Here is a 25720-nt window from a genome sequence, read left to right on the forward strand (position 1 = left end):
GCTTAGCCGCGGCAAGAGCCCGGCATCCACTTGGTGGGAGTACCCGAACATACCCACTGCGAAATCGTACTTCCGCTGATCGTCGGGGTCAGCGTAATAGTAACCGCCTCCGCCAAGCCTTGGCCCGATGCGGTCACAATGCCGTCCGTGGCGCCAACAGTCAAACTACCAACATACTTGGTCGATGAAAAGCTGCTGGCACAAGAATCCAGATTACTGGCGCCGGTCGATTGAACGATTTCAGTCACGCAGGTACGTGCGGAGCTCGCAGCCAGCACAATTTCAGAAACCTTGGCCTTGTTGGTGTAATCCTGGTAAGCCGGCAGTGCGACCGCAGCCAGGATACCGATGATCGCAACAACGATCATCAGTTCGATCAGGGTAAAGCCCTGTTGAATACGCTTCATAGTGATCTCCTTGAGGAAGAATACGGAGGGATTCCGCTAGCCTCTACAAGCCAGCTTCATGCCAACTCGAATAAAAATAAAAAATCATCAACAAAATCATACAACTAAAAAATCACCCACAACACCAAAGGCATATCAACACTATCTTCCAATCTTTCCAGATGACAAATTTCGTCAGTTAGCCTCCGCTAGGCGTCAGCTTGGGCTTGTTGAATACCGCCAATCATGCCGTCCAAGGCGTTGGCGCTGATATGATTGCGGCTGGCTGCAGCGCAGCAAGCATAGATAAATCAAGGATCTCCGAAATGGCAGTTTTCGCCCTGGATGACCAGAAACCAGAACTCAGCAAGGATGCATGGGTCGCCGATTCGGCCCAAGTGATCGGCCGAAGCAAATTAGGGGAGCGCGTAAGCGTGTGGTTCAACGCCATCCTACGTGGCGACAACGAGCCGATCACGGTGGGGGCGAACTCCAACATTCAGGATGGCGCGATCCTGCATACCGACGAAGGAATTCCGCTCACGATCGGCAAGAACGTGTCAGTCGGCCACATGGCCATGCTGCATGGCTGCACCGTGGGTGACGGGACCCTGATCGGCATGAACGCCGTGATCCTCAACCGCGCGGTAATCGGCAAGCATTGCCTGATCGGCGCCAAGGCACTGATTCCTGAGGGCAAGGTGATTCCTGATCGCTCGCTCGTAGTGGGAACGCCCGGGCGGATCATTCGCGAGCTGACGGACGAGGAAGTGGCCCGCATCGAAGCAGGAGCCGCCCATTACGTTGAGAACGCAGCCCGCTTTCGCAAAGGTCTGCGCCGGATCGACGAATGATTGCGCTGATTCAGCGAGTCCGTTCGGCCTCGGTTCATGTTGAAAACCGCCTGACAGGTGAAATCGGCCCAGGACTGCTCGCCCTGATCGGCATTCAGCGAGCAGATGACGCAAACAGCGCGCGCCGCCTGCTGGACAAGCTGCTCGCTTATCGCGTGTTCGGTGACGACTCTGGACGCATGAATCGCTCGCTCAGCGACACCGTCGGTGGCCTGCTGCTGGTTTCCCAATTCACGCTTGCGGCCGACACCAAGAAAGGCACGCGGCCAAGCTTTACGCCAGCCGCCCCGCCTGAGGAAGCACGCGAGCTCTTCGATCATTTCGTGGAACTCGCCCGCACAGCTCATCCGGATGTGGCGACAGGTGAGTTTGGTGCCGATATGCAAGTCAGTCTGGTCAATGATGGACCCGTGACTTTCTGGCTGGAGGTGTGATGATGGCGGTGGAATTTCGCTCTCTTCCTACCCTCGGCAGCTGTCGCCAAACTTCAAGACTAAAGTCTCAAGAACGGTGCGGCATGAAACTGACGCTCTTGGGTTTGGCGTTTGGGCTGGCAATGCTTGCTGGTTGCTCAACCACGCCGTCCGCGCCCACCACGCCCCGCCCCTCAGTGGAGGACAAGCGCCCCGCTCACCTCCGATTCGAAGATCAGCAAACCGCCAACGAGATCGTACTGCAGGCCATGGCCTTGCTCGAAACCAACTACCAGTTTGGTGGACGCAATCCGGAAGCTGGACTGGATTGCAGCGGCATGGTGAGTCTGGTGGTAGAGAAAGCCAGTGGCCGCCGCTTGCCGCACAATGCCGCGCAGATTGCAGCGCAGACGCGTGAGGTGGCACGCAAGGAACTCAAGCCTGCGGATCTGGTGTTCTTCAACACCAGCGGCAAACCTTATTCACATATGGGCATTTACCTGGGTGACGGGCGCTTCGTACACGCGCCTTCTACGCGTGGCAAGGTCCGCATCGACCGGCTGGACATGGCTTACTACGCCCAGCGCTTTACCAGCGCACGCACTCTGTTTGATTGACGCTCTCTGGCGGCATCAACCAAAACGCAAGCTCAGCGGCCAACTGCCGTGACAGGCTCGTCCGGGATGTGCACAAAAACCTCGCCGGGCTTGACCAGATTGAGCTCAAAGCGCGCTTTTTCCTCCATTGCTTCATATCCCGACTTCAGATCCTTGACCTCTGCCGCGAGATCAGCATTGCGCTGCTCCAGTTGCTGATTAGCCTCCTGTAGCGCCTCCAGACGCGTCTGAAGCTCGCGTACATCCTGCCAGCTGCCTTTGCCGAACCAGAGCGGGTACTGGAGGGCAAGCAGCAGGGCTAAAAAGATCAGGGCAGGCCAGCGCATGAGTTGGGAGTCTGTGGTCGGCGAGTGTGGGGCTGAAACAGATACAAAAAAAAGGCGCACCGCAGTGCGCCCTGATTGTACCTGCTAGTTCCGACGCCGAATTACTTCAGGCGCAGGTTGTAGAAGGCAGCACGGCCCGGATACACGGCGATTTCGCCGAGATCTTCTTCGATGCGCAGGATCTGGTTGTACTTGGCAACACGATCCGAACGGGACAGCGAACCCGTCTTGATCTGACCAGCGTTCAGACCCACCGAAATATCAGCAATGGTGCTGTCTTCGGTTTCGCCCGAGCGGTGCGAGATCACGGCGGTGTAGCCGGCGCGCTTGGCCATTTCCACGGCTGCGAAAGTTTCGGTCAGGGTGCCGATCTGGTTCACCTTGATCAGGATGGAATTGCAGATACCCTTGTCGATGCCTTCCTGCAGGATCTTGGTGTTGGTCACGAAGAGATCGTCGCCCACCAACTGGATCTTCTTGCCGAGCGCATCGGTCAGCAGCTTCCAGCCATCCCAGTCTTGCTCAGCCATGCCATCTTCGATCGAGATGATCGGGAACTTGTCGACCAGGCTGGCGAGGAAATCAACGTTCTGAGCGGAAGTCAGCGACAGCTTCTCGCCGTGCATTTCGTACTTGCCGTCCTTGTAGTACTCGGAAGCAGCACAGTCCAGACCCAGCATCACATCCTTGCCCGGCACGTAGCCCGCAGCAGCGATGGCTTCCATGATCAGTTCCAGCGCTTCGACAGCACCGGAAACGTTCGGGGCGAAACCGCCTTCGTCACCCACGGTCGTCGGGTAGCCCTTCTTGTCGAGAATCTTCTTCAGATTGTGGAAGATCTCGGCGCCACAGCGCAGCGCTTCACGGAAGGTCGGCACGCCCACCGGCAGAATCATGCATTCCTGGAAGTCCAGGCTGTTGTTGGCGTGTGCGCCACCGTTGATGATGTTCATCATCGGCACCGGCAGGGTCATCTGACCCGAGCCGCCGAAATAACGATACAGCGGCAGGCCGGCTTCTTCAGCCGCAGCGCGGGCCACGGCCATCGACACAGCCAGCAGCGCGTTAGCACCCAGGCGAGCCTTGTTGTCGGTACCGTCCAGCTCGATCATCACGCGGTCGATGTAGGTCTGCTCTTCAGCGTCCAGGCCAACCAGGGCTTCACAGATTTCGGTGTTGACGTTCTCAACGGCCTTCAGCACGCCCTTGCCCAGGTAACGGCTCTTGTCGCCGTCGCGCAGTTCGATGGCTTCACGCGAGCCGGTGGAAGCGCCCGACGGCACAGCAGCACGGCCCATCACGCCGGATTCAAGCAGCACATCGACTTCAACGGTGGGGTTGCCACGGGAGTCGAGGATTTCACGGGCGATCACGTCAACAATTGCACTCATGTGTTTTTCCCTTGTTAATCGATTCAATGAGTTCCGGCTTGCGCCGGGCTTGCTCACCGGCGCAGGGGGTGCGCCAGTCAGCCAAAAACCGCGTAATTCTACGCAATCAAGGTTTCATCCGGTTGACTACACACAGACTCACCGTACTTTCAGGCAGCAATATCGCCAAAAAGAAGCTCAGCGGCGCCATCCAGACAACAAACCGCGGCGACGTGCTCCGGGTGCTCAAAGTAAGCAAACAGATCCGCCTGACTCTCAAACCCGGCCACCAGCACATAGTGCGCGGCCTGGGCATCCGGCACGGTATTGAAGCCACACGACCATGATTTGATCAGCGGGATCTTGCCCGGCAGTTCAAGCATGGCCGCATGGAAGGCCTGCACCGGCGCGCTGTCGGCCGTAAAGCCCGGCAGCAGCTTGAACAGGACAACGTGAGTAATCACAGGCCCAACTCTGCAAAACCCTGCTGCTTGACCACGGCATCTATCGCCTTGAGCGTGCTCAGCAGCTCACGCATCTTGCCCAGCGGCCAAGCATTCGGGCCGTCAGACATCGCGCAAGGCGGGTTCGGGTGGGTTTCCATGAACAGGCCGGCAATGCCGGCAGCCACGGCGGCACGCGCCAACACCGGCACATGCTCACGCTGACCACCACTCTTGTCCCCCTGCCCGCCCGGCAACTGGACCGAGTGGGTCGCATCAAAGACGACCGGGCAGCCCGTCTCGCGCATGATCGCCAGCGAGCGCATGTCAGAGACAAGATTGTTGTAGCCGAAGGAAGCGCCACGCTCGCAGACCATGATGTTGTCCAGCCCGCCATTGGCTTCCTTGGCCTTCAGGACGACCTGCTTCATGTCGCCCGGAGCCAGGAACTGCCCCTTCTTGATGTTCACCGGCTTGCCACAGGTGGCCACGGCGTGGATGAAGTCGGTCTGGCGGCACAGAAAGGCCGGCGTCTGCAGCACATCGACGACGGAAGCCACGCGCGGGATCATTTCTTCATCGTGCACATCGGTCAGCACCGGCACGTTCAGGGTCGCGCGCACTTCGGCGAGAATTTCCAGCCCGGCATCCATGCCCGGGCCACGGAAGCTCTTGCCCGAAGAGCGGTTAGCCTTGTCGAAGCTCGACTTGTAGATGAAGGGAATCCCCAGCTCGCTGGTGATTGCCTTCAACTCGGCCGCTGTTTCGAGCGCCATCTCGCGCGACTCGATCACGCAGGGGCCTGCGATCAGGAAGAAAGGCTTGTCCAGCCCGACATCAAAGCCGCAGAGTTTCATCACTTGCCCTCACGTTGAGCAATGGCTGCCTTCACATAGGCGATGAAGAGCGGGTGGCCGTTGCGCGGGTTGGAGGTAAATTCCGGGTGGAACTGCACGCCCATGAACCAAGGATGCTGATCTTTCGGCAACTCCATGATTTCCGGAAGGTTTTCGGTCGGTGTGCGCGCTGAAATGACCAGACCGGCCGCTTCAAGCTTGGGCACATAGACGTTATTCACTTCGTAGCGGTGGCGGTGGCGCTCGGTCACCTTGGCACCATAAACGCTGGCTGCCAGTGTGCCGGCCTTGATCGGACAGGTTTGCGAACCAAGGCGCATGGTACCGCCCAGATCAGAACCTTCGCTGCGCGTCTCGACCCGGCCTTCGCGATCCAGCCACTCAGTAATCAGAGCCACAACCGGATGCGGGCCTTGCGGCTCGAATTCGGTGCTGTTGGCGCCTTCCAGCCCGGCCACATGGCGGGCGAATTCGATGGTGGCCAGCTGCATGCCCAGACAAATGCCCAGATAGGGAATCTTATTCTCGCGAGCAAAACGGATCGCTGCAATCTTGCCCTCGGTGCCGCGCTTGCCAAAACCGCCCGGCACCAGAATCGCATCCATCTTCTTGAGCACGTCACAACCGTTCTTCTCGATGTCTTCAGAATCGAGATAGTGCAGATTGACCTTGCTCTCGGTATGCAGGCCGGCGTGCTTCAGCGCTTCGATCAGGGACTTGTAGGATTCGGTCAGGTCGACGTATTTGCCCACAAAGGCGATATCGACTTCGCGCAGCGGATTTTCAAGCGCGTAGACCAGCTTCTCCCAGATCGACAGATCGGCCGCCTTGGCCAGGATCGCCAGCTTGTGGCAGACGATCTCGTCCAGCATCTGCTCGTGCAGCATGCCTGGCACTTTATAGATCGAGTCCGCATCCTGCACTTCGATCACGGCTTCCGGCATCACGTTACAGAACAGTGCAATCTTGCGTCGCTCTTCCATCGGAATTTCGCGATCGCAGCGGCACAGCAGCACATCCGGCTGAATACCGATTTCGCGCAACTCCTTGACCGAGTGCTGGGTCGGCTTGGTTTTCAGCTCGCCTGCCGTCGCGATGTAAGGCAGCAGCGTCAGGTGCATGAAACAGGTATTGCTGCGCCCTTCCTCGATACCCATCTGGCGGATGGCTTCGAGGAAAGGCAGGGACTCGATATCGCCCACCGTACCGCCAACTTCGATGATCGCCACATCGGCACCTTCGGCGCCACGCTTGATCGAAGCCTTGATCTCGTCGGTAATGTGCGGAATCACCTGCACCGTCTTGCCCAGATATTCGCCGCGGCGCTCCTTGCGGATCACGGTGTCGTAGATCTGACCGGTGGTGAAGTTGTTGCGCTTGGTCATCTTGGCGCTGGTAAAGCGCTCGTAATGGCCAAGATCAAGGTCGGTCTCCGCACCGTCTTCGGTCACGAAGACTTCGCCGTGCTGGAAAGGGCTCATGGTGCCCGGGTCGACGTTGATATAGGGGTCGAGTTTGAGGTGGGTGACGCGGATGCCGCGTGACTCCAGGATGGCCCCGAGTGAGGCCGCTGCGATGCCTTTGCCCAGCGAGGACACGACACCGCCCGTGACGAAAACGTACTTGGTCATGGGAGTACCAGAGCGGGAAATGGGAATGATACCGCAGAGCGGCCCGGCTGCTCAAACCGAGCCATAATTGGCAGCGGTAGACAGCTCGGCCGGAAAGCCCACTGCGTCGCTCAAGCCCGACGCTACAAGGTCGTTAAACCGTAGGCGTGAAACCACAACAAAGCCCCGCAGAGGGAGGAGACAAGGCCTCATGTTCAGTATTTTCCGCGCCTGGATGCTGGCGGCGAGCTTGCTCGGCCTCCTCGCGGCGCCAGTTGCCCATGCTGATCAGTTCGAACAGGTCCGCAAGTCCGGCAAGCTTCGCATCGCCATCATCAACGGCCTGCCGAGCTTCAGCCAGCTTGACCCCAACCTGGGCTGGAGCGGCTCCGATGCCGACACCGGCCGCCAACTAGCACGCGATCTTGGCCTGAAACCTGAATTTGTCGTCGTCAGCAATGCCGAGCGAATCACCGCTCTGCTCGAGCGGCGCGCCGACATCATCATCTCCGCGCTTTCGATTACGCCCACGCGGGAGCAACAGATCGCCTTCTCCCTGCCTTACGCCTCAATCGCCCTGGTGATCGGCGCTCCGCCCACAGAAACCATCAATGGCTATCGAGATCTTGCCGGCAAGCGTATCGGCGTTGGCCGTAACACTTCGGACGGAGCGCTGCTCAAACAATACGCCAACCAAGCCCGGATCATTGAGTTCGACGATGAGCCCGCCCTGCTCAAGGCCTTTCTCAGTCAACAGTTCAGCATCATCTCCTGCCAGCGCGCGTCGATTACCTTGCTCAATCGGCTTTTGCCCGCCCAGCGCCAGATCGAGGAAAAATTCATCCAGCGCGAATATCCGGTCGCCATCGGCATTCGCAAGGAAGATGCGAGCCTGCGCAACTGGATCAACGCCTGGGTCGGCGAGAATCTGCGCAATGGCCAGCTCAACGAGATTTTCCGCCGCCATCATGGCCGTTCGCTGCCTGACTCGATCCTGCCCGCCTCCTTGCCCACGGCCAGAATGCCTTCATGACGCCCAGCCCAGCCGCACTATGTTGCCTCAGGAACACGCCATGCACTGCCCGCACATAATTTTCAGCATTGTTCTGAACTGTCTGAGTCTGCTGAACACCTTGCCCGCCAGGGGCGAATTGCTGGCGGATATCCGCTCCAGCGGACGCGTCCGGATTGCCATCGCCGGGGAGGTGCCACCTTTCAGTTTCCATACGGCACAGGGCAAGCTGACCGGCTCCGACCCCGAAACAGCCGCATTGCTGGCACAGGACCTGGGCGCACGCCTGGAACTCGTATCCATTGGCAACGCGGAACGTATCAGCGTGTTGCAGGAGCGGCGTGCTGACCTAGTGCTCTCAGCACTCTCGATCACCCCAGAACGCGAGCGCCTGATTGCCTTCTCCGTGCCTTACGCCACCATCGCCGTCGTCATCGCCGCGCCGGCAAAAATGCGTCTTTCATCGATGCTGGATCTCAACGGCAAGACGGTGGGCGCCCTTGCGGCCAGCTCCAACCTCGCACATCTGCGCAGTAATGCCCCAGGAGCCCGGATCATCGAATACCCGGAGAATGATCGCCTCGCCGAGGCTTACCTGGCCGGAGATTTCGACATCATGTCAGCCCCGGCAAGCATCGTCGAAAAGACAAACGCCCTGAAACCCCGCCAGCCCTTGCAAGTGCACTTCACCCAGATGGAATTTGATATCGCCATCGGCCTGCCCAAGGGCGAGAAGCCCTTGCGTGACTGGGTGAATGCCTGGGTGGTCAGCCGGCTTCAGGACGGCAGTCTTGACAGCATTTACCGCAAGCACCACGGCCATGCTCTGCCTGCTTCGATCGTGCCGGTGCGGCCGAAAGGAAAAATCCTGCCATGAAGAAAAGCCTTGTCCTGCTCGGTGCCCTCACCTTGCTGCTCAGCAGCCCTGGCCGGGCCGACCTGCTGAGCGAGATTCGCCAGGCTGGCAAGCTCAAGGTAGGCATCGCCGTTGGCGTACCCCGCTTCAGCTATCTGGACGCGCAGCAGAGCCTGCAAGGCTCGGATGTTGACACGGCACGCCTGCTGGCACGCGACTGGGGGCTGGAGTTGCAGATTGTTGCGCTGAGCAATGCGGAGCGGGTCAGCGCGGTGGAAACCCGCAAAGTGGACATGGTGATTTCCAGTCTCTCGATCACCCCCGAGCGGGAACAGCAGATCAGCTTCTCGATCCCTTACGCACGCCTCTACACCATCATCGCCGCTCATCCGAGACAAGCCATCAGCAGCTATCCAGACCTCGCCGGCAAGCGTATCGGCGTAACCCTGAAGAGCTCAAACGCCGCCCTCCTCGCTCAATACGCCGGACAGTCTGTCATCCAGGGATTCGACAGCGACGCCCAGCTGATCACAGCGGCCGTCAAAGGCAAGGTCGACATCATTTCGAGCCAGCACGCCGTGCTTGACGAAATCAACCGCGAAGCCGGCAAGGCGCTGTTTGAAGAAAAATTCGTGCAGAAAGAGTTCGATCTCGCCATCGGGCTGCCACGGCAGGAGAAAGCACTCCGCGAACAGGTCAATGGCTGGCTCGGCAACCGTCTGCGTGATGGCAGCCTCAACCACATCTATCGCCGCCACCATCAGCGCGATCTTCCTGCCGAACTGCGTCCTGCCATCCGCTGACCAAGGACTCTCCGCCCATGCGCCTGCCCACCCGCAGCCTCCAACACCTGCTCACCAGCCTGCTCCTGGCCTGCCTCTTCGCCAGCCCGACGCTGCAGGCGCTGGAAAACACCGGTGGCGTGCGCAGCTTGCGCGCTGCGGATGTTCATCCGGAAGACTATCCAACCGTCCAGGCCATGCTCTTCATGCACCAACGAGTGAGCAGAAGCAGTGCCGGCAAGCTGGCGATCCAGGTCTTCCCGTCTGGCCTGCTCGGTGACGAGGCCCCGCTGCTGCGCCTGGTGCAGAGCGGCGAGCTGGATATGAACCGGATCAGCGCACAGGCACTGGACGGACTTTCTCCACTGACACGAGTGCTCTCGCTGCCCTATGTGTTCCGCGACAGCGAGCATCAGCACAAGGTGCTGGACGGCCCGATCGGCCGCGAAGTACTGGACTCATTGCGTGCTTACGGCCTCATCGGCCTGGCCTTCTACGATTCAGGCACCCGCAACCTGTACTCCAGCAAGAAACCCGTTCAGCGCCTGGAAGACCTGAAGGATCTGGAAATCAGGGTTCAGCCCTCAGATCTGTCGATGGCGGTGTTCGAAAAGCTGGGAGCCAAGCCGGTCAAGCTGCCCTTCTCGCAAACCGGCAACGCACTCAGCAACGGACTGATCAGCGCGGCCGAAAACAACCTGCCGTCCTACGCCAGCACCGAGCATTACAAGCACGCGCCCTATTACACCTTCAGCCGTCACACCATGACGCCTGACGTCCTCGTCGTCTCCCGGATCAGCTGGGACAAGCTCACGCCCACCGAGCAAGCCCTGCTGAGGACCGCGGCCGCAGAATCGGTACCGATGATGCGCGACATGTGGCAGCAGCGCGAGGAGCGGGTTGAAGCCACCCTGCGCCTCGCTGGCGTGAAGTTCATCGAATTGCCACTCGAGCAGCTGGCCCGGTTTGCCGAAGCCGTACAGCCCCTGTACGCTCAATTCACAGGCAGCCCGCCACAACAGGATCTGATCAAGAGGATACGCGCCGTCAAATGACGCTCCCGATCGCCGATAAACTTCGCGAACGTTTGCAGGTCTGGCTGCGCGCCACGCCCATCCAGCGCCGCCTGCAGTACCTGACCCTGCTCAATGTGGGCGGGCTGCTGCTGCTGCTGCTGCTGAGCTTGCTCAGCGGCATCGTGAAGGACGGCTACTTCAATGCCATCGAGCAACTCAACACGCAGCAGCGCCAGTTGCAACACTTCAATACCGAAACCGCGCGCCTGCAGGCCGGCATCCGGCAATACCTGGGCTCCTCGGATGACGAGCTGATGCACCAGATCGATCGCAGCACCGAGCAACTGTTCATCGAGCTGAACACCAAGGCCCGCGAGAAAAGCGACTACGCCGAAAGCGTCACCCTGCTGCGCAATGCCCTGCAGACCTTCATGACCGGCTACTACGAGCTCAAGAAGATCAACACCGAGATCGACCAGACCTACCAGACCCAGCTGCTCGAGCCCAGCCAGCAAGCGGCGGGGCTGCTCACCATGGTGCTCAACAGCAGCACCCAGCGCAAAGGGCAGACCCTGATCGGGCCGGCATCACTGTCGCTGATCCAGGCCTTCAACGACTCGCTGCTGAAGATGAACGCGTACTACGCCAAACGCGAGACTCATATCAGCCTCGCCACCCGCACTTCGCTTGAGCGTGTCGCTCAGCTGGCGCCGGTGCTCGAACCGCTCGCCGATACCGATATCGAGCGACGCGCCCTGCAGGAGCTCAAGGCCCGCGTCCACACCATGATCTCCGGGCTCGGCAGCCTGCAACGCGCCTACGCCAACCGCGCCAACATCATGGAACACAAGATCGAGGCCAGCCAGTCGGTGATCGCCAGTGCCGCACGCTCGATCGACAGCCGTTACGCCAGTATCGAGCAGGCCTTGCGGGCCGACTACACCCGCAGGCTGGCCTTCATCAACAGCGTTGCCATCCTGCTCGGCTTGCTGGTGATCGCCATCACTCTGCTTTTCGGCACCCTCGTGGCACGCTCCATCCGCGAGCCACTCGCGGCCCTGTTACGCACCGTGGAAGCCTTCTCGGGTGGCGACTTCAGCCCGCAGGTACCGGATGTAGGCAGCAACGAACTGGGGCGTCTGGCCGGCGCATTGCGCGACTTTCGCCAGAGCTCGCAGCAACGCCAGCTCGCCGAGCAGGCCCTGCGTGACAGCGAGGGGCGCTTCCGATCGCTGTCGGACATGTCCAGCGACTTCTTCTGGGAACAGAACGAGCTTTGCCAGTACACCGCCTTCTCGGGCCAGCGCGCCGGCGATCTGCTGGCCCGCAACGTTCTCTCGCTGGGCATCCGCGCCTGGGAGAACCCCCGCATCAGCGGCTACCGCGAGGAGTGGCAGGCCCATCGGCGCACGGTGGAGGCTCATCAGGCCTTCCGCGACTTCGAGTTCGCGCTGCTTCTACCGGACAACAAGGTCATCCATCTGCTGGCCAGCGGTGAGCCTATCCTCGGGCTGAAAGGCGAATTTCGCGGCTACCGCGGCACGGCCAAGGACATCTCGGCGCAGAAAGCCACCGAAGCCGAGGTGCGACGCCTCAACCAGACGCTGGAGCAGCGCGTCGCCGAGCGCACCGCCGAACTGCAACGCTCCAACGAGCAGCTCTCGCAGGCCATGGAGCAGCTCGTACAGAGCGAGAAGCTGGCCTCGCTGGGCAATCTGGTGGCAGGCGTTGCCCACGAACTCAATACCCCACTGGGCAATGCGCTGGTTGCGGCAAGTTCCTTGCGCGACCAGGTACACGAAATCCAGAAACTGGTCGAAGCCGGCGGCCTGCGCCGCTCGGATCTCGCGGAGTTCATGCATGTGTGCGAAGAGGGCTGCCGGCTGATCGAGCGCAACGCCGAACGCGCCGTGACCCTCGTGTCCAACTTCAAGCAGGTGGCCGTCGACCAGACCAGTGCCCAGCGACGCGAATTCGATCTCCTGCAAACGGTGCAGGAAGTGGTGGCAACACTCGCACCGGGCCTGCGCAAACAGCATCACGGCATCACCATCGACATTCCTGAAGGCTTGCGCCTGAACAGCTACCCTGGGCCACTGGATCAGGTGGTGAGCAATATCGTGACCAACTCCACCGTGCACGCCTTCAAACCGGGCGAGAGCGGCGAAATCATCATTTCGGCCAGCCAGACGGGCGATCATGAAATCGTGCTGATGCTCTCCGACAACGGCATTGGCATCCCGCCGGAGAAACAGAGCCGCGTCTTCGACCCCTTCTTCACCACCCGCCTCGGCCAGGGCGGCAGCGGCCTCGGGCTCTACATCGTCTACAACATCGTCACCAGCCTGCTTGGCGGCCAGATCCAGCTCATCAGCTCACCTGGTGGCGGCACCTGTTTCTACATCCACATTCCACTCGTCGCCCCTCTGACAGACGAAGATGTCATCAATGTGCACGGCGCCCCCGCGACTGCCACAGCACTCGATTTCCGCCCGCCGAACCAATAAAAAAAGCCGGAGCCCTACAGGCTCCGGCTTTGCACCAGCACTTGCGATCAGGAGCCGATCAGGCCGCCGTCATTGCGGGTGATCATCACGGTCGCCGAGCGCGGACGCTTGCCAGCACCATAGCCCGCGTTGCTGGGCCACTGGCTAGTGTACTTGCTCGGATCCGCGATATTGGCCACGACAGAGCCTTCCCCCGGGTGCTGCACATTCACGAACAGGGTCTTGCCATCCGGGCTCTCGCATACCCCGGTGATCTCCTGATCGTAGGGGCCGACCAGGAAGCGCTTGAGCTTGGTACCAGGTTTGGCACCCATCTTGGTCGTAAGCGTGGTGCTGCCACTGGTGACACTCACATCACCGCCATCACCCACTGTGCCCGGCAATGCCGCCAGCATCATGCAGTTGGTGACATCCGTATAGGCGCCGTCATCGGTCTGGATCCAGCAGATGCCGCTGCTCTGAGTGAAACCGAGGCCATCCGGGCTGGAGAAGTCATTGCTGTCATCCAGACCGGAAAGATTCACGCCCGCGGCAGCAGTCGCTTCGGCACCAAAGGCATACACATCCCACTTGAAGCTCGTGGCAGCCGGATTGGCCGAGCTTTCAGCGATGCGGATGATGTGACCGTTGACGTTGCCGTTCTGCGTCGTCGAAGCCCCCTTGGTATCGGTATAAGCGCGTGGGTTGGCCGCATCCACCGTGGCTGCCGTACGGCTCGTGTTGTTGGTCATGGTGAAGTAGACCTCGCCATTGGCAGGATTCACCGAGCACCATTCAGGACGGTCCATCTTCGTCGCCCCCACCGCATCCGCCGCCAAACGGGCGTTGATCACCACATCGCCCAGATCGGCAAAAGCGTAAGTCGCGTAGTTCTTGACAGTGCTGTTGCCCAGCGACAGTTCGAGCCAGCTGCCCGAACCATCGGCATTGAATTTCGCCACGTAAAGGGTACCGTTGTTCAGGTACTTGTCACCGGTGGCGATACGGTCCAGCGGGTTTGCATCCGCAGCATCCCAGTTGGCAGCCGACACGAACTTATAAACGTACTCGTTCTGGGCGTCGTCGCCCATGTATACCGCCAGAGGCTTGCCTGCGACAGGCTTCGAAACAGCCGCTGCCTCGTGATTGAAGCGCCCCAGAGCCGTGCGTTTGCGAACCACCGCGCTCTTGCTGTAGGGGTCGATTTCCGTGATGTAGCCCTGGCCATTGAGCTCGTTGCGATAGTCATCCGAACCATCGGTAGAACCACCCGTGACGCTGATGTTCCAGCGTGCGTACTTGTCGTCCGCCCCCGCGGTTTCCCAGCCATAACGGCTGCTGGTGTTCTGCTTGCGGCCGTAACGGTTGAGCGAAGTCACGCTCTTCGCGTCGCGCAGGGCATCATCGCCGCTGGCGCGCTTGAAGTAACCGGACCAGTTCTCCTCACCCGTCAGCAGCGTGCCCCAGGGGGTCTTGCCGGTGCCGCAATTGTTCAGCGTGCCACGAGTCTTCTTGCCGTCGAGCGAGAACTTCGTCTTCAGCAGGGCATGGCCGGCAGCCGGGCCAGCAATCTCGATCTCGGTCAGGCCAGTGACACGACGATTGAAAGAAGAGGACTGCACGGTCGCAAACTTGCCGCCTGTCTTCTTGATCTCGACCACGGAGACTCCGTGCGCAGCCACTTCCTTGTCCACCTCGGCAGCCGGTCGCGTGCCCGAGGTCGGGCCGCTGGCGTGCAGGAAGGTCTGGTTGATGTACTCGTGATTCATGGCCAGCAAGCCGCGATCACTGCTGCTCTGATCCGGCAGGCCCGCTGCCGAAAGGCCGAAATACTCCATTCCGTCATGGCAGTCACCGGCGCGATTTTCGAAATCGCTATCCGTGCCATCGTTCTTGAAAGCGGGCGTCGCAGCGCTGAGCGGATCGCCCAGCGCATAGATCACCGTGGCGGTATAGCCACTCGGCACGGTGAACACATCCGCCAGGCTCTTGGCCACCGGGGTGAAACCCAGCAGGCTGGTGGTCGCAGAGCTCGCTGCAGCAGAACTGGCGGCTGCCGAGGAAGCCGCAGAGGACGAAGAACTGACGACAGCGGCAGCCGCTTCCGAGGTGGAACTGCCACCACCACAGGCAGCCAGCCCGAGGCTGCCAAAGAGTGACGCAACCGCGGCGCCAGCGCTGCCCTTCAGAAAGGAACGGCGGGCACCCAGCACGTCCTGAATGTGTTCATTGCCAGAGGTGTTGAAACCAATGTCATCCGGATCCAGCGGCGAAATGTGTTCTGCAGGTTTGTTCATGGCTCTCTGTTGCTCTCTGTTTTGTTCGGGTTGAAACCGGGCGGATGCTATGGCCCGCATGTTTCAGGCAGATGAAGCCCGGAGTCAGCCGGATTTGGTCCAGCGCAAGACTGTATTCATTAGCCGCTGCTATCGTTTCCCGGGTTCGCAACAGGTTTCACGCTATGATCGATACCACCTATGAAACAGCCGAGCGGGATGCAGCAAGCCCCCGCCACATCCCGCCAGCCTCTCCCGAAATGCCGAGTTACATGACCGATGTCTATGATTGGGCCTATGTCGACCCGGCCTGGGTGCGCTGGCTTGATCACAATCTCGTGGTCAAGACCCTGCTATTCGGTAACGATCGTCGCCTGATGCGTCGCTACCTCTCCCGCATCCAGCCTGGCATGCGGGTCTGGCAAGTGGCGCATGTGTATGGCGATCTGGTTGAGCTAGCGGCGCAGCGCACTGGCAGCCAAGGTGCCTTCCACCTGACCGACATTACGCCGATCCAGATCGCCCACGGCAAACGCAAGATCGGCGCCCTACCCTGGGCGCGCGTGATCCGCCAGGATGCAGCCCTGCATCATGGAGACGGCCACCCCTACGATCTGATCTGCAGTTTCTTCCTGCTCCACGAAGTACCGGACGACTGGAAACGCCGCATCGTCGACAACATGCTGGCGCAGATGCCCGAGCACGGCGAAGTGCTGTTCGTCGATTACCACCGCCCCGCTCGCTGGCAACCTGTCCGTTACATCCTCAAGTGGGTCAACCGCCTGCTCGAGCCTTTTGCCGAAGCACTGTGGAATCACGAGATCTCGCATTTCGCATCCCATGCCGCTGATTTCAGCTGGCATAAGGAAAGCATCTTCGGCGGGGTATACCAGATCGTCAGCGTGCGCCGGAAACCCCCTCAATCATGAGGCCAGCCCAGCTTTCTGCCCAAGCGGGCAAGTAGGAGCCATTGATCTGCCGGGCGCGAAAAAACGCTTGCCAAGCAGTTTCAAAATCTCCATAGTCCCGGACACGATTTTCAAGCAGTGTTGCAGTGGTTTTATCGCAGTGCCCGCTACTTGCGGCGCGCCAGTAGTAATCCCCCTCCTCCTTGATTCTCGTCCATGCCGGGCCCGGCCCGGTTTTTTGTACTTTTTTTCTGGACGCTTCAAACATGGCAACTGGTACCGTCAAGTGGTTCAACGACTCCAAGGGTTTTGGCTTCATCACGCCGGACGGCGGTGGCGAGGACCTCTTCGCTCACTTCTCCGCAATTCAGTCCAAGGGTTTCCGTACCCTGGCTGAAAACCAGCGTGTCGCCTTCGACATCACCGAAGGCCCGAAGGGCAAGCAGGCTTCGAACATTCGTCCCGAAGAGTAATCGCGGACGCTTGATTGCCTGAAAAGCCCGGCGCTGCCGGGCTTTTTTGTTTGTACCGGAATAACGCACCATGCCTCAATTCTTCAAGCCACTCGCCCTGCTCATCCTGCTTGGCTTCAGCCTTGCCACGCCAGCCAGCGCCTCACCCGAACTCGCAGCCCGCTACAGCCCGGAAGCCTGGCAAACACGCCGTATCCACTCCGGCGTACAGGTCTTCAGTGTTGGCGAAGGCCCTGCCCGCGCCTATGTGTTCATGCCGGACGCGAGCGGCCTGCGTGGCCTGCCGCTAGTACTCTTTCAGCACGGCTGGCTGGGCATGAATCCGAAGAATTTCGGCGGTCTGATTGATCTTGTGGTTCGCCGTGGTGCCGTATTGATCTATCCGGTCTATCAGGATGGCGACCAGACCGCGCCACAGGCCGTCACCCGCCTCGCCGCCCAAGCGGCAGCAAACGCACTGGCAGAAACCGAGAAACGCTATCCGCGCCTCATTGATCGCAGTCGCACACTCTACTGGGGCTTCTCGATGGGGAGCAGCATCTCCCTCAACATCGCCCTGCAGCCCACCAGTTTCGGCCTGCCCGCGCCGCGCGCCCTGCTCCTGCTGGCACCCGGCGATGCCCATCACGTAGCAAAGGGCGAGCGCGCACAAAGCATCATTGGCCCAGTCGAACGCCTGCCAGCCGACCTGCCAGTAGTGATCGCCACCGGCGCGGCCGACACCGGCATCGGCGTGCCAACTGGGCGCGCGCTGGCTGAACGCCTATGTCATTTACCCGCCAGTCGCCGCAACCTGATCCTGTTCCCGTCCGACAGCGACGGCGAGCGCCGCATCACGGCCGGCCATGGCTCACCCGGTGCGCCGGACAGCCGCTATGACTTTCCGGATTCGCGCCGCCCGATTACCACACAGATTGCAGGCACCAGCGAGTTCGAGCCTTCAGGCTCACTGAACCTGCTTGATTACTATGGCTACTGGCGCCTCACGATGCGCCTGCTCGATTATGTGGATGGCGGCGAATTCCCAGGCGAGCTCTTCAGCCGCAACGCGGCCGAGAACCGCTTCCTCGGTTACTGGCCGGGGGGCCAGCCCTACAAGGAAGCCGAGATCGAAGACCCCTGCTCCTGAGCGCAGTGAAAGCCCTCAGGCCGAGGGCAATTGCTGCTCCAGCCAGCTGCGGATACCGGGTAGTAGGAAGAGCGCACCATCGTCGGTCATGTGGATGCCATCATCCGCCCGCAGCTTGATCAGCTTGCCGCGCTCATTCGCGCGGAATTGCGCAAAGCTGCCCTTCTCCTGGCCAAGGGCAGGATTTGGATCCAGCCAGCTGACCATCGGATAAGCCTTCAGGACATCCTGCACTAGTGCATTCATGTGCTGCATCTTGCGAGCGAAGGAAGGCGCGCGCATCACCGGCATGCCGACCCACAACACCCGGGTGTTGTCGCGGGTAAGAAGGTCCAGGTAGGCCGTCAGGCGCGCGCGATAAAAGGCATCCCATTCGGGCGAACCAAATTCCAGCACCTGTTTGCCGAGTTGCACGTTTTGCCCGTCATTCGCACCGAGCGAGCAGATCACGACGGCCGGACGCGTCTCGCCAAGCATCTGCGGATATTGCGCCAGCCAGTCGAACACCTCCGGACGAGCCAAGCCGGTACCAGAACGATAGGCCTTGATGATGCGCACGCTCTGGCCGTCCCCCAGCCCGCGCCGCAGCGTGGGGGCCAGACCCACGGCCATCATCGAATCCCCGGCCAGCACGATCTGGGTTCCGGAGGGTGCAGCAAGCGGGCGCTGCGCGGCGGGTGCTGCCGAAGCCAGAGGCCTTGAGGCGGCGACAAGCGGCTCTGAGGTCTGTGCAGTGGGTGAAGCGGGCTCGGACTGCAGCGCTGCAGGAACGACAGGTTCCGGCGTATCGCGCTGTACCAAAAGCGTGGGCTGACCACTGAAACCGTCTGCCAAACTCGCCTTGCCGGCCAGCGCCAGACGTCTCGGCACCTCAGCACCGAACACCTGGGCCGTCTCGTGCCAGAACTGTGTCACCGGCTCGGCCACACTGCGAAGCGGGCCGACTTCGAGCCGCTCAGCCCATACCTTGAGGCCTTCGGCCTCCAGCACGAGCCCCACCAGCATGGCGGCCAGCAGGGTCAGAAACATGCGCGGAAGTTTGTCGAAACGGCGTGGCATCAAGATTGACTCAAATCTGTTCATGAAGCGTAGCAAGAGGTGCTCAGCGCAGCGAAGGACTGGGGAGAAACCGGAGTGTAGTTTGGTCGATCAGAATTTCGAGCAGCGCATGCGCAGCGATCACTATCTCGCGCTGGGGTCATGAGCCAATTTCAGAACTGGAAATAGATGAAGGGGGCAGGCTCACTGGGGCCCAACACTTCAATCAGCACCAAGGCCAGCGCAAACACCGCACCATGCAGCAAGGGCTGCAGGCGCAAAGCGCCAATCTGCAGACGCAACTCGAAACGCTCCGGCAGATATTGCAGACCGATGCCTGCAGCAGCACAAAGCAGCGGCCCCAGCGGTAGATTCATTGTCCACTCACCCTGCCAGAGCTGTGCCAGCACCGCTTGCGCCTCGCTCAGGCTGCCCGAACGGAACAACACCCAACCCAGGCAGATGGCGTTAAAACACAGCAGGCGGGCACACCACTTCCACCACCCCGAACGTCGCCAGTCCGCCGCGCGAGCCCCCCAGAAATCCTCCCATTGGCGATGCCCCGCCAGTAGCAAACCATGCCAGGCGCCCCATAACACGAAGTTCCAGGCTGCGCCGTGCCACAGCCCGCCCAGCAACATGGTAACGAAGAGATTCAGACGGGTCCGCCAGGCGCCCTTGCGTGAGCCTCCGAGCGGAATGTAGAGATAGTCGCGCAACCAGCTGGACAGCGAAATGTGCCAGCGTCGCCAGAACTCTTGCGGCGACGCGGCCTTGTAGGGCGAATCGAAGTTGAGCGGGAAACGGTAGCCCAAAAGCAAGGCGCAACCGATAGCGATGTCGGTATAGCCCGAGAAATCGCAATAGATCTGGGCCGCGTAACCGTAGATGCCCAGCAGCACCTGGCTGGCACTCATGGCGGCAGGATTCGCGAACACGTCATCGACCAGCAGAGTCGCCAGGGTGTTGGCGAGCACCACCTTCTTGAACAGGCCCGCCACGATCAGCAGCAAGGCCCGGCCGGTCTCGATGCGAGTGGGGTCCGGGCGCTTTTTCAGCTGAGGCAGGAAGTGTGAAGCGCGCAGGATGGGGCCGGCTATCAGCTGCGGGAAGAAGGCTACATACAGCAGTGAATCGGCGAAATCGACCTTGTCGGCAAGCTTCCTGCGCCACGCATCCATCATCAGCGAGATGGCATGGAAGCACATGAAGGAAATGCCCAGTGGCAACATCGGAGTGGCCACGGCCATTTCCAGCTTGAGGCCGGCGAGCGCGGCAAGATCCACCACAGATTCAAGAAAGAAGGCGCTGTATTTGTAGTGCGCCAGTAGCCCGAGACTGCCGGCCACGCCAAGAATCAACCAGAGGCGGCGCAGACGGCGCCCCTGAATGCCGCGCGTGCAGGCCCAGGCCCAGCACGAGAGCACGAACAGCATGGGCACGAAATGCCAATCCCAGAAACCGTAGAACACATAGCTCAGCGCCAGCAACACCAGCTTGTGGCCCCGGTGCCAGCGCACGAGCCCCCAGCCCAGCCCCAGCGAGAGCAGGAAAAACAGTGCGTATTCAACGGTGGGAAACAGCATGCGGCGGGCTTGCGGGCAAGGTGAAGCGAGGCGGCATCTTACCAAAGCCGGCCAGCCCACAAGCAGGCCCGCCAGGATTTCCGTTTCAGGGCTTGCGTGCCACCGGCCGCAACAGGAGTACCAGGGGCATGGCAAACACGGTCACCCACATCATCAGGCGAAAGTCCTGCAGGTAGCCCAGTGTGCTGGCCTGACGCGTGACCTCGGCATTCAGGCTGTAGAGGCCGGCCGGCGTCGACAGGTTGTACACACCCGCTTCCACAGCCTGACGCAAGGGCTCACTGAATGGATTGATGAAGCCCGCCAGCGCGGCATGATTGGCCTGCACATTCTGCGCCAGCGCGGTGGTCACAACCGAGATGCCGATCGAGCTGCCAATGTTGCGCATCAGGCTGTAAAGCCCGGTGCCTTCGGTGCGGTAGCGCTGGGCCAGGGTGGAAAAGGTCAGGGTGGACAAGGGCACGAAGATGAAGCCGAAGCCCATGCCCTGCACGACGCCGGTGCTGACGATCATCCAGCCCGTCGCATCGACCGTAAAGTGAGTCATCTCCCACAGCGAGAAGCCTGTCAGCCCCAGACCGCAGAGTATCAGCAGGCGCGCATCGATGCGCCCCACCAGCTTGCCCACCACCATCATCGCAAACATGGTGCCGAAGCCGCGCGGCGCCAGCAGCAGGCCCACGTCAATTACCGGGTAGCCCATCAGGCTCTGCATGAAAGGCGGCAGCAGGGCCATGGTGGATAGCAGCAATACCCCCACGATGAACACGAAAATCAGTCCGACCGACAGGTTGCGGTCGCGGAACAGGGCCGGCTCGATGAAAGGGTGATCATGAGTGAAGATGTGCGCCACGAAGAGATAGGCACACAGCAGTGTCAGCCCGGTCTCGATCACGATCTCGGCGCTGTTGAACCAGTCCAGCGACTGACCACGGTCCAGCAGCATCTGTAGCGCACCGAGCGCAATCGCCAGCAGCACGAAGCCCAGCAGGTCGAACTGCCGGCTGCGGTCCAGCGGCGTTTCCTTCACATAGGCCGCGATCCCGAGCCAGGCCAGAATGCCGAAGGGAAGGTTGATGTAGAAGACCCAGCGCCAATTGTAGTACTCGGTGAGCCAGCCACCGAGGCTCGGCCCGAGGATCGGCCCGATCATCACGCCCATGCCCCACAGCGCCATGGCCGCGCCGATCTTCTCGCGCGGATAGGTGTCCAGCATCACAGCTTGCGACAGCGGCACCAATGCGGCCCCGAACACGCCCTGCAAGAGCCGGAAAACAACGATCTGGGTCAGATCCTGCGCCGCCCCGCAGAGCATCGAAGTCAGCGTGAAACCCACCACCGACCACAGGAAGAGGCGTTTGCGCCCGAAGCGCGCAGAGAGGAAACCGGTGAGCGGCAGGAAGATGGCCGAGGCGACGATGTAGGAAGTCAGCACCCAGGAAATCTGGTCCTGGGTTGCGCCCATTGCGCCCTGCATGTGCGGCAGCGCCACGTTGGCGATGGTGGTGTCCAGCGCCTGCATGATCGTGGCCAGCATCACCGCCACGGTGATCAGGCCGCGATGCGTGTTTTCCGGGGCTTCCGGCTGTACTGCCTGCAAACTCATCGGCTTACAGCGAGAAGCCCAGCAGGCGTCGCTTATGTCCGGTCTCGATCTCTACCGTGGCGCTCAGGCCGGCGCGCAGGGCGGGCAGCCCGGCCTGCGGCTCCATGCGGATACGCACCGGCACGCGCTGGGCAATCTTGACCCAGTTGCCCGTCGCGTTCTGCGCCGGGATCACGGAAAACTCGGCTCCCGTGGCCGGGGACAGGCTATCTACCGTGCCAAGCCAGCGTTGATCCGGAAAGGTGTCCACGCGGACTTCGACCGGCTGCCCCGGGTGCACATGGGTCAGATCGGTTTCAGGGAAATTCGCCTCGATCCACAGCTCTCCGCCTGCAACGAGCGACATCGCTGTTGCCCCCGCAGCGAGGTACTGGCCCGGCTTGGGCAGCTTGCTGACGGTGCCTGCGACAGGCGCCTTCACCTCGATACGCGCCAGATTCAAACGTGCCTGGGCCAGCTCGGCCTGCGCCGCGAGCCAGGAAGGATGGCGCTCGACCGGCAGATCCACGCTGCCGCCGAGGCTCTCGGCAATCCGGTGCAGATCCTGCTCCAGCGCAATCACCTGCTGCGAGGCGAGCGCGGCAGCCTGCTTCGAATCATCGAGCTTGGACACCGGGATGAAGTTCTTCGCCGCCAGATCGGTCTGGCGCTGTTGATCCTTGGCCGCAAAACTCGAACGCGTACGGGCCACATTGATTTCGGCCTGCTTCTCGCGATAAGCCGCTTTGAGGGCGGCCAGATCGGTGCGAGCCTGAGCCAGCTTGGCATCAGCCTTGGCCACAGCCACGGCAAAGGGCTCAGGATCAAGGCGGAACAGCGGCTGCCCAAGCTTGACTTCGTCGTTCTCGCGCACCAGCACTTCCTTCACCGGCCCGGCCACCTCGGCGCTGATCGACAATTTGTCGGCCTTCACATAAGCGTTATCCGTCTCAACCGCGCGCCCACCCCGCAGATAGATCACCAGCGCCACGCAGCCGGCCAGCAGCGGCAAGCCCAACAGCAGCAGCATGCGTTTCACGCGGCGACCACGCTCCTGCGGGGTTAGCGGCGTGACGGAGGAAATTTCGGCGGACTCGGATGTGTGACTCATGAAGCGTCGTCTTTCTGCTGATGGCGCAGCTGCGCCAGATTGCTGCGCATGACGTGCAGCACGGAATACAGGACTTCGATCTGCGCGGCATCAAGGCCGCGCAGGGCGTGACTTTGCAAGGCTTCGCCGAGCTGGCGGATGTCCGCCAGATGTGCCTCGGCGGCCGGCCGGAGAAAGAGCAGGTAGGCGCGCCGATCCGCAGCATCCGCGCGACGCTCCACCAGCCCCTCGGCCTCCAGCTGATCCAGCACGCGCGCCAGGGTGATCGGCTGCACGTCCAGGCGCTCGGCCAATTCGACCTGACGCAGACCCTCTTCGCGGGCGATCTGCACCAGTGCGCGAGCCTGCGCCAGCGTCAGGGAGTCGCCGTCGATACGCTGGGCGAAGATCTGCCGCATCAAGCGGGCAACGTCAGTCACGAGAAAGCCGAGGCGTTCTTCCTGAGAATTCATGGCGAAGTAAATAGTAAGCTTTGCTTATGATAAGCATAGCCATGTATTTGTCCAGCCAGCAAATCAAACAGATTGCAAAATCCAATCGCGCCGCGCTTGACGCGCCTGCGTGGCAGGCGATATGGTTCAGTCATGGCTACGTTTTTGTTTGCCCTCGCTCTGCTTCTCTCCCTTGGTCTGGCCTTCATGGCCCGTCGCCAGCGTCAGGCTCGTCGCCTGCAACCGCTGCGTCTGCGTCAAGACCCGCGTCTGCTGCGCCGCACGCGCAGATAAGACCCTCTCCCCTCGCTTTGCGCTTCACCTTCCTGCACCCCTGCAGGCCTTGTGCTTTTGCACGCCTCCATCACGGTTTTTGACATGACTCTTCACACCTTGCTGCTGCGACTGCGCACCGGATAGCGGGCCTCGAAGCCGTGGCCGCCCGCTGTCCCGTTCTGGCCACCGCCCCTAACCGGAACAGCAATGGAGTAAAAATCATGTCGATGTTGAAGAACCCGTCCAGCAAGTACACCGCCTTCGCCCCGATCAATCTCCCGGACCGCCAATGGCCGGGCAAGACCATCAGTCGCGCCCCGATCTGGATGAGTACCGATCTGCGCGACGGCAATCAGGCGCTCTTCGAGCCGATGTCGGTCGACACCAAGATCGACTTCTTCGCCATGCTCTGCCGCGTGGGGCTGAAGGAAATCGAAGTCGCCTTCCCGGCCGCATCGCAGACCGATTTCGACTTCGTGCGCCGGCTCATCGAAGAAGACCGCATCCCACAGGACGTGACCATCGAGGCGCTGACCCAGGCGCGCGACCATCTCATCGAGCGCACCTTCGAGTCACTCAAGGGCGCGCGGCGTGCCATCGTGCATGTGTATAACGCCACCGCGCCGGTCTTCCGCCGCACCGTGTTCGGCGTGGATCGCGCTGGCTGCATCGAGATCGCGGTGAACGCCGCCAGAAAGATCAAGGAACTCGCCGCCGCCCAGCCTGAAACCGAATGGGTGTTCCAGTACAGCCCGGAAGTATTCAGCTCCACCGAACTCGATTTCGCGCTCGAAATCTCCGAGGCCGTGGCCGATGTGTGGCAGCCCACGCGCGAGCGGCCGATGATCCTCAATCTGCCGGCCACCGTGGAAGGCGCTACGCCCAACGTCTACGCCGACCAGATCGAATGGATGTGTCGCCACCTCACGCGGCGCAACGCCACGATCATCTCGGTGCATCCGCACAATGACCGCGGCACGGCTATTGCTGCCGCCGAACTCGCCGTGATGGCCGGCGCGGATCGTGTCGAGGGCTGCCTCTTCGGCAATGGCGAGCGCACCGGCAATGTGGATCTCGTGACGCTTGCGCTGAACCTCTACACCCAGGGCATTGATCCCGGCCTCGACTTCTCGAACATCAACGAAGTCGCGCGCATCGTCGAAGAATCCACCCGCCTGCCGATTCATCCGCGCCATCCCTATGTGGGCGATCTCGTGTTCACCGCCTTCTCCGGCTCGCATCAGGATGCGATCAAGAAGGGCTTTGCGGTGCAGAAGGACGACGCCTTGTGGGAAGTTCCCTACATGCCGATCGATCCGCGCGATCTGGGCCGCAGCTACGATTCGGTGATCCGGGTGAACAGCCAGTCCGGCAAGGGCGGCATCGCCTGGCTGCTCGAAACGGCTTACGGCCTCGCCCTGCCGCGTCGCATGCTCGTCGAATTCTCGGGCGTAGTGCAGCAACACATGGACGACACGGGCGCCGAAATGACGCCAGCCGAAATCTGGACTTTGTTCACCCGCTCATATCTGGAAGCGGAATCGCCCCTACGCCTCGTGAACCATCGTCTCGACGAGAGCCATGAGCGCCACGGCATCACGCTCGATGTGGAATGGCAAGGCGAGGCGCGCAGCCTCGCCGGCAGCGGCAACGGGCCGCTGGCCGCCGCGCTGGACGCCATCGGATCTGCCGCCGCAATCCACAGCTTCGAGGAACGCTCGATTGGCAGCGGCTCGGATGCACGCGCCATGGCTTTTGTAGAGATCACAGTACCGGGCCGAGCCGGCACCCTCTTCGGCGCCGGCAGTTCGACCAGCATCGTTGAGGCATCCCTGCGCGCACTGATCTCGGCCCTCAACCGGGCCGCCTGAACCAGATC

26 protein-coding genes are annotated in these 25720 nt (G+C 61.1%); 13 read left to right on the forward strand and 13 right to left on the reverse strand.

Annotation, left to right across the window (positions count from 1 at the left end):
* Positions 1-2: 2 nt before the first annotated feature.
* Positions 3-407 (reverse strand): pilin, encoded by a 405-nt coding sequence (locus tag HJ583_RS09790; protein WP_170021743.1) that lies wholly within the window; start codon positions 405-407, stop codon positions 3-5.
* Positions 408-712: 305 nt separating this feature from the next.
* Between HJ583_RS09790 and HJ583_RS09795 the strand changes: the two genes are divergently transcribed.
* The 3 genes from HJ583_RS09795 to HJ583_RS09805 all read left to right on the forward strand — a co-directional run bounded on the left by HJ583_RS09795 (position 713) and on the right by HJ583_RS09805 (position 2270).
* Positions 713-1240 carry a gamma carbonic anhydrase family protein gene (locus HJ583_RS09795; protein ID WP_170021744.1) on the forward strand — a complete coding sequence of 176 codons (528 nt, stop codon included), beginning with the start codon at positions 713-715 and terminating at the stop codon, positions 1238-1240.
* Positions 1237-1674, forward strand: a complete 438-nt coding sequence (dtd, locus tag HJ583_RS09800; protein ID WP_170021745.1) for a D-aminoacyl-tRNA deacylase — start codon at positions 1237-1239, stop codon at positions 1672-1674. The genes HJ583_RS09795 and dtd overlap by 4 nt, the downstream gene beginning before the upstream one ends.
* A gap of 83 nt (positions 1675-1757) precedes the next feature.
* On the forward strand, positions 1758-2270 hold the full coding sequence (locus tag HJ583_RS09805; RefSeq protein ID WP_170021746.1) for a C40 family peptidase: 513 nt from the start codon (positions 1758-1760) through the stop codon (positions 2268-2270).
* Between the two features lie 32 nt (positions 2271-2302).
* On the opposite strand, the gene ftsB is transcribed toward HJ583_RS09805, so the two are convergent.
* The 5 genes from ftsB to HJ583_RS09830 all read right to left on the reverse strand — a co-directional run bounded on the left by ftsB (position 2303) and on the right by HJ583_RS09830 (position 6897).
* Complete coding sequence (gene ftsB / locus HJ583_RS09810; RefSeq protein WP_101942526.1) at positions 2303-2596, reverse strand: cell division protein FtsB; 294 nt, start codon at positions 2594-2596, stop codon at positions 2303-2305.
* A gap of 101 nt (positions 2597-2697) precedes the next feature.
* On the reverse strand, positions 2698-3987 hold the full coding sequence (gene eno / locus HJ583_RS09815; RefSeq protein WP_170021747.1) for a phosphopyruvate hydratase: 1290 nt from the start codon (positions 3985-3987) through the stop codon (positions 2698-2700).
* Positions 3988-4136: 149 nt separating this feature from the next.
* The gene (locus tag HJ583_RS09820) at positions 4137-4430 is read right to left on the reverse strand and encodes a Dabb family protein (protein ID WP_170021748.1); all 294 of its coding nucleotides are present in this window, start codon (positions 4428-4430) and stop codon (positions 4137-4139) included.
* Positions 4427-5266 (reverse strand): 3-deoxy-8-phosphooctulonate synthase, encoded by an 840-nt coding sequence (kdsA, locus tag HJ583_RS09825; RefSeq protein WP_170022011.1) that lies wholly within the window; start codon positions 5264-5266, stop codon positions 4427-4429. The genes HJ583_RS09820 and kdsA overlap by 4 nt, the downstream gene beginning before the upstream one ends.
* A complete protein-coding gene (locus HJ583_RS09830; RefSeq protein ID WP_170021749.1) occupies positions 5266-6897 on the reverse strand; it encodes a CTP synthase in 1632 nt (543 codons plus the stop codon). Before HJ583_RS09830 ends, kdsA begins: the two co-directional genes overlap by 1 nt.
* 190 nt (positions 6898-7087) lie before the next feature.
* Here HJ583_RS09830 and HJ583_RS09835 point away from each other — a divergent pair, with 190 nt between their 5' ends.
* From HJ583_RS09835 to HJ583_RS09855, 5 genes are read left to right on the forward strand one after another with little or no spacing between them, the layout of a single operon-like run.
* Positions 7088-7909: a transporter substrate-binding domain-containing protein gene (locus HJ583_RS09835; RefSeq protein ID WP_170021750.1), complete on the forward strand. Its 822-nt coding sequence runs from the start codon at positions 7088-7090 to the stop codon at positions 7907-7909.
* Between the two features lie 40 nt (positions 7910-7949).
* Positions 7950-8765, forward strand: coding sequence for a transporter substrate-binding domain-containing protein (locus HJ583_RS09840; RefSeq protein WP_170021751.1), 816 nt, complete (start codon positions 7950-7952; stop codon positions 8763-8765).
* Positions 8762-9547, forward strand: a complete 786-nt coding sequence (locus HJ583_RS09845) for a transporter substrate-binding domain-containing protein (RefSeq protein ID WP_170021752.1) — start codon at positions 8762-8764, stop codon at positions 9545-9547. The genes HJ583_RS09840 and HJ583_RS09845 overlap by 4 nt, the downstream gene beginning before the upstream one ends.
* 17 nt (positions 9548-9564) lie before the next feature.
* Positions 9565-10581 (forward strand): TRAP transporter substrate-binding protein, encoded by a 1017-nt coding sequence (locus HJ583_RS09850; protein WP_170021753.1) that lies wholly within the window; start codon positions 9565-9567, stop codon positions 10579-10581.
* Positions 10578-13049: a sensor histidine kinase gene (locus HJ583_RS09855; protein WP_170021754.1), complete on the forward strand. Its 2472-nt coding sequence runs from the start codon at positions 10578-10580 to the stop codon at positions 13047-13049. The genes HJ583_RS09850 and HJ583_RS09855 overlap by 4 nt, the downstream gene beginning before the upstream one ends.
* Before the next feature lie 47 nt (positions 13050-13096).
* Here the strand turns inward: HJ583_RS09855 and HJ583_RS09860 are convergent, their stop codons facing one another.
* Complete coding sequence (locus tag HJ583_RS09860; protein WP_170021755.1) at positions 13097-15325, reverse strand: PhoX family protein; 2229 nt, start codon at positions 15323-15325, stop codon at positions 13097-13099.
* Positions 15326-15489: 164 nt separating this feature from the next.
* On the opposite strand from HJ583_RS09860, the gene rquA reads away from it, so the two are divergent.
* Complete coding sequence (gene rquA / locus HJ583_RS09865) at positions 15490-16233, forward strand: rhodoquinone biosynthesis methyltransferase RquA (RefSeq protein ID WP_217423363.1); 744 nt, start codon at positions 15490-15492, stop codon at positions 16231-16233.
* Here rquA and HJ583_RS09870 read toward each other — a convergent pair.
* Positions 16202-16480 (reverse strand): hypothetical protein, encoded by a 279-nt coding sequence (locus HJ583_RS09870; RefSeq protein ID WP_143707410.1) that lies wholly within the window; start codon positions 16478-16480, stop codon positions 16202-16204. The two genes, rquA and HJ583_RS09870, sit on opposite strands and share 32 nt — an antisense overlap.
* Here HJ583_RS09870 and HJ583_RS09875 point away from each other — a divergent pair.
* Both HJ583_RS09875 and HJ583_RS09880 read left to right on the forward strand, forming a co-directional pair.
* Positions 16479-16685, forward strand: coding sequence for a cold-shock protein (locus tag HJ583_RS09875; protein ID WP_101942515.1), 207 nt, complete (start codon positions 16479-16481; stop codon positions 16683-16685). The genes HJ583_RS09870 and HJ583_RS09875 overlap by 2 nt on opposite strands.
* 70 nt (positions 16686-16755) lie before the next feature.
* Complete coding sequence (locus HJ583_RS09880) at positions 16756-17814, forward strand: hypothetical protein (protein WP_170021756.1); 1059 nt, start codon at positions 16756-16758, stop codon at positions 17812-17814.
* 15 nt (positions 17815-17829) lie between these two features.
* On the opposite strand, the gene HJ583_RS09885 is transcribed toward HJ583_RS09880, so the two are convergent.
* The 5 genes from HJ583_RS09885 to HJ583_RS09905 all read right to left on the reverse strand — a co-directional run bounded on the left by HJ583_RS09885 (position 17830) and on the right by HJ583_RS09905 (position 23586).
* Positions 17830-18873 carry an SGNH/GDSL hydrolase family protein gene (locus tag HJ583_RS09885; RefSeq protein ID WP_235943822.1) on the reverse strand — a complete coding sequence of 348 codons (1044 nt, stop codon included), beginning with the start codon at positions 18871-18873 and terminating at the stop codon, positions 17830-17832.
* A gap of 152 nt (positions 18874-19025) precedes the next feature.
* Entirely contained in the window at positions 19026-20438 is a 1413-nt protein-coding gene (locus HJ583_RS09890; protein ID WP_170021758.1) for an MBOAT family O-acyltransferase, read from the reverse strand.
* An 85-nt stretch (positions 20439-20523) separates the two neighbouring features.
* A complete protein-coding gene (locus tag HJ583_RS09895; protein WP_170021759.1) occupies positions 20524-22044 on the reverse strand; it encodes a DHA2 family efflux MFS transporter permease subunit in 1521 nt (506 codons plus the stop codon).
* Positions 22045-22048: 4 nt separating this feature from the next.
* Positions 22049-23134, reverse strand: coding sequence for an HlyD family secretion protein (locus HJ583_RS09900; RefSeq protein ID WP_170021760.1), 1086 nt, complete (start codon positions 23132-23134; stop codon positions 22049-22051).
* Entirely contained in the window at positions 23131-23586 is a 456-nt protein-coding gene (locus tag HJ583_RS09905) for a MarR family winged helix-turn-helix transcriptional regulator (RefSeq protein ID WP_170021761.1), read from the reverse strand. The genes HJ583_RS09900 and HJ583_RS09905 overlap by 4 nt, the downstream gene beginning before the upstream one ends.
* Positions 23587-23718: 132 nt before the next feature.
* Here HJ583_RS09905 and HJ583_RS09910 point away from each other — a divergent pair, with 132 nt between their 5' ends.
* Both HJ583_RS09910 and leuA read left to right on the forward strand, forming a co-directional pair.
* Positions 23719-23859, forward strand: a complete 141-nt coding sequence (locus HJ583_RS09910; protein WP_170021762.1) for a hypothetical protein — start codon at positions 23719-23721, stop codon at positions 23857-23859.
* A 209-nt stretch (positions 23860-24068) separates the two neighbouring features.
* Positions 24069-25712, forward strand: a complete 1644-nt coding sequence (gene leuA / locus HJ583_RS09915; RefSeq protein WP_170022013.1) for a 2-isopropylmalate synthase — start codon at positions 24069-24071, stop codon at positions 25710-25712.
* Positions 25713-25720 lie beyond the last annotated feature (8 nt).

It is taken from the genome of Uliginosibacterium aquaticum (assembly GCF_012972705.2).
GTDB classification, from domain to species: domain Bacteria; phylum Pseudomonadota; class Gammaproteobacteria; order Burkholderiales; family Rhodocyclaceae; genus Uliginosibacterium; species Uliginosibacterium aquaticum.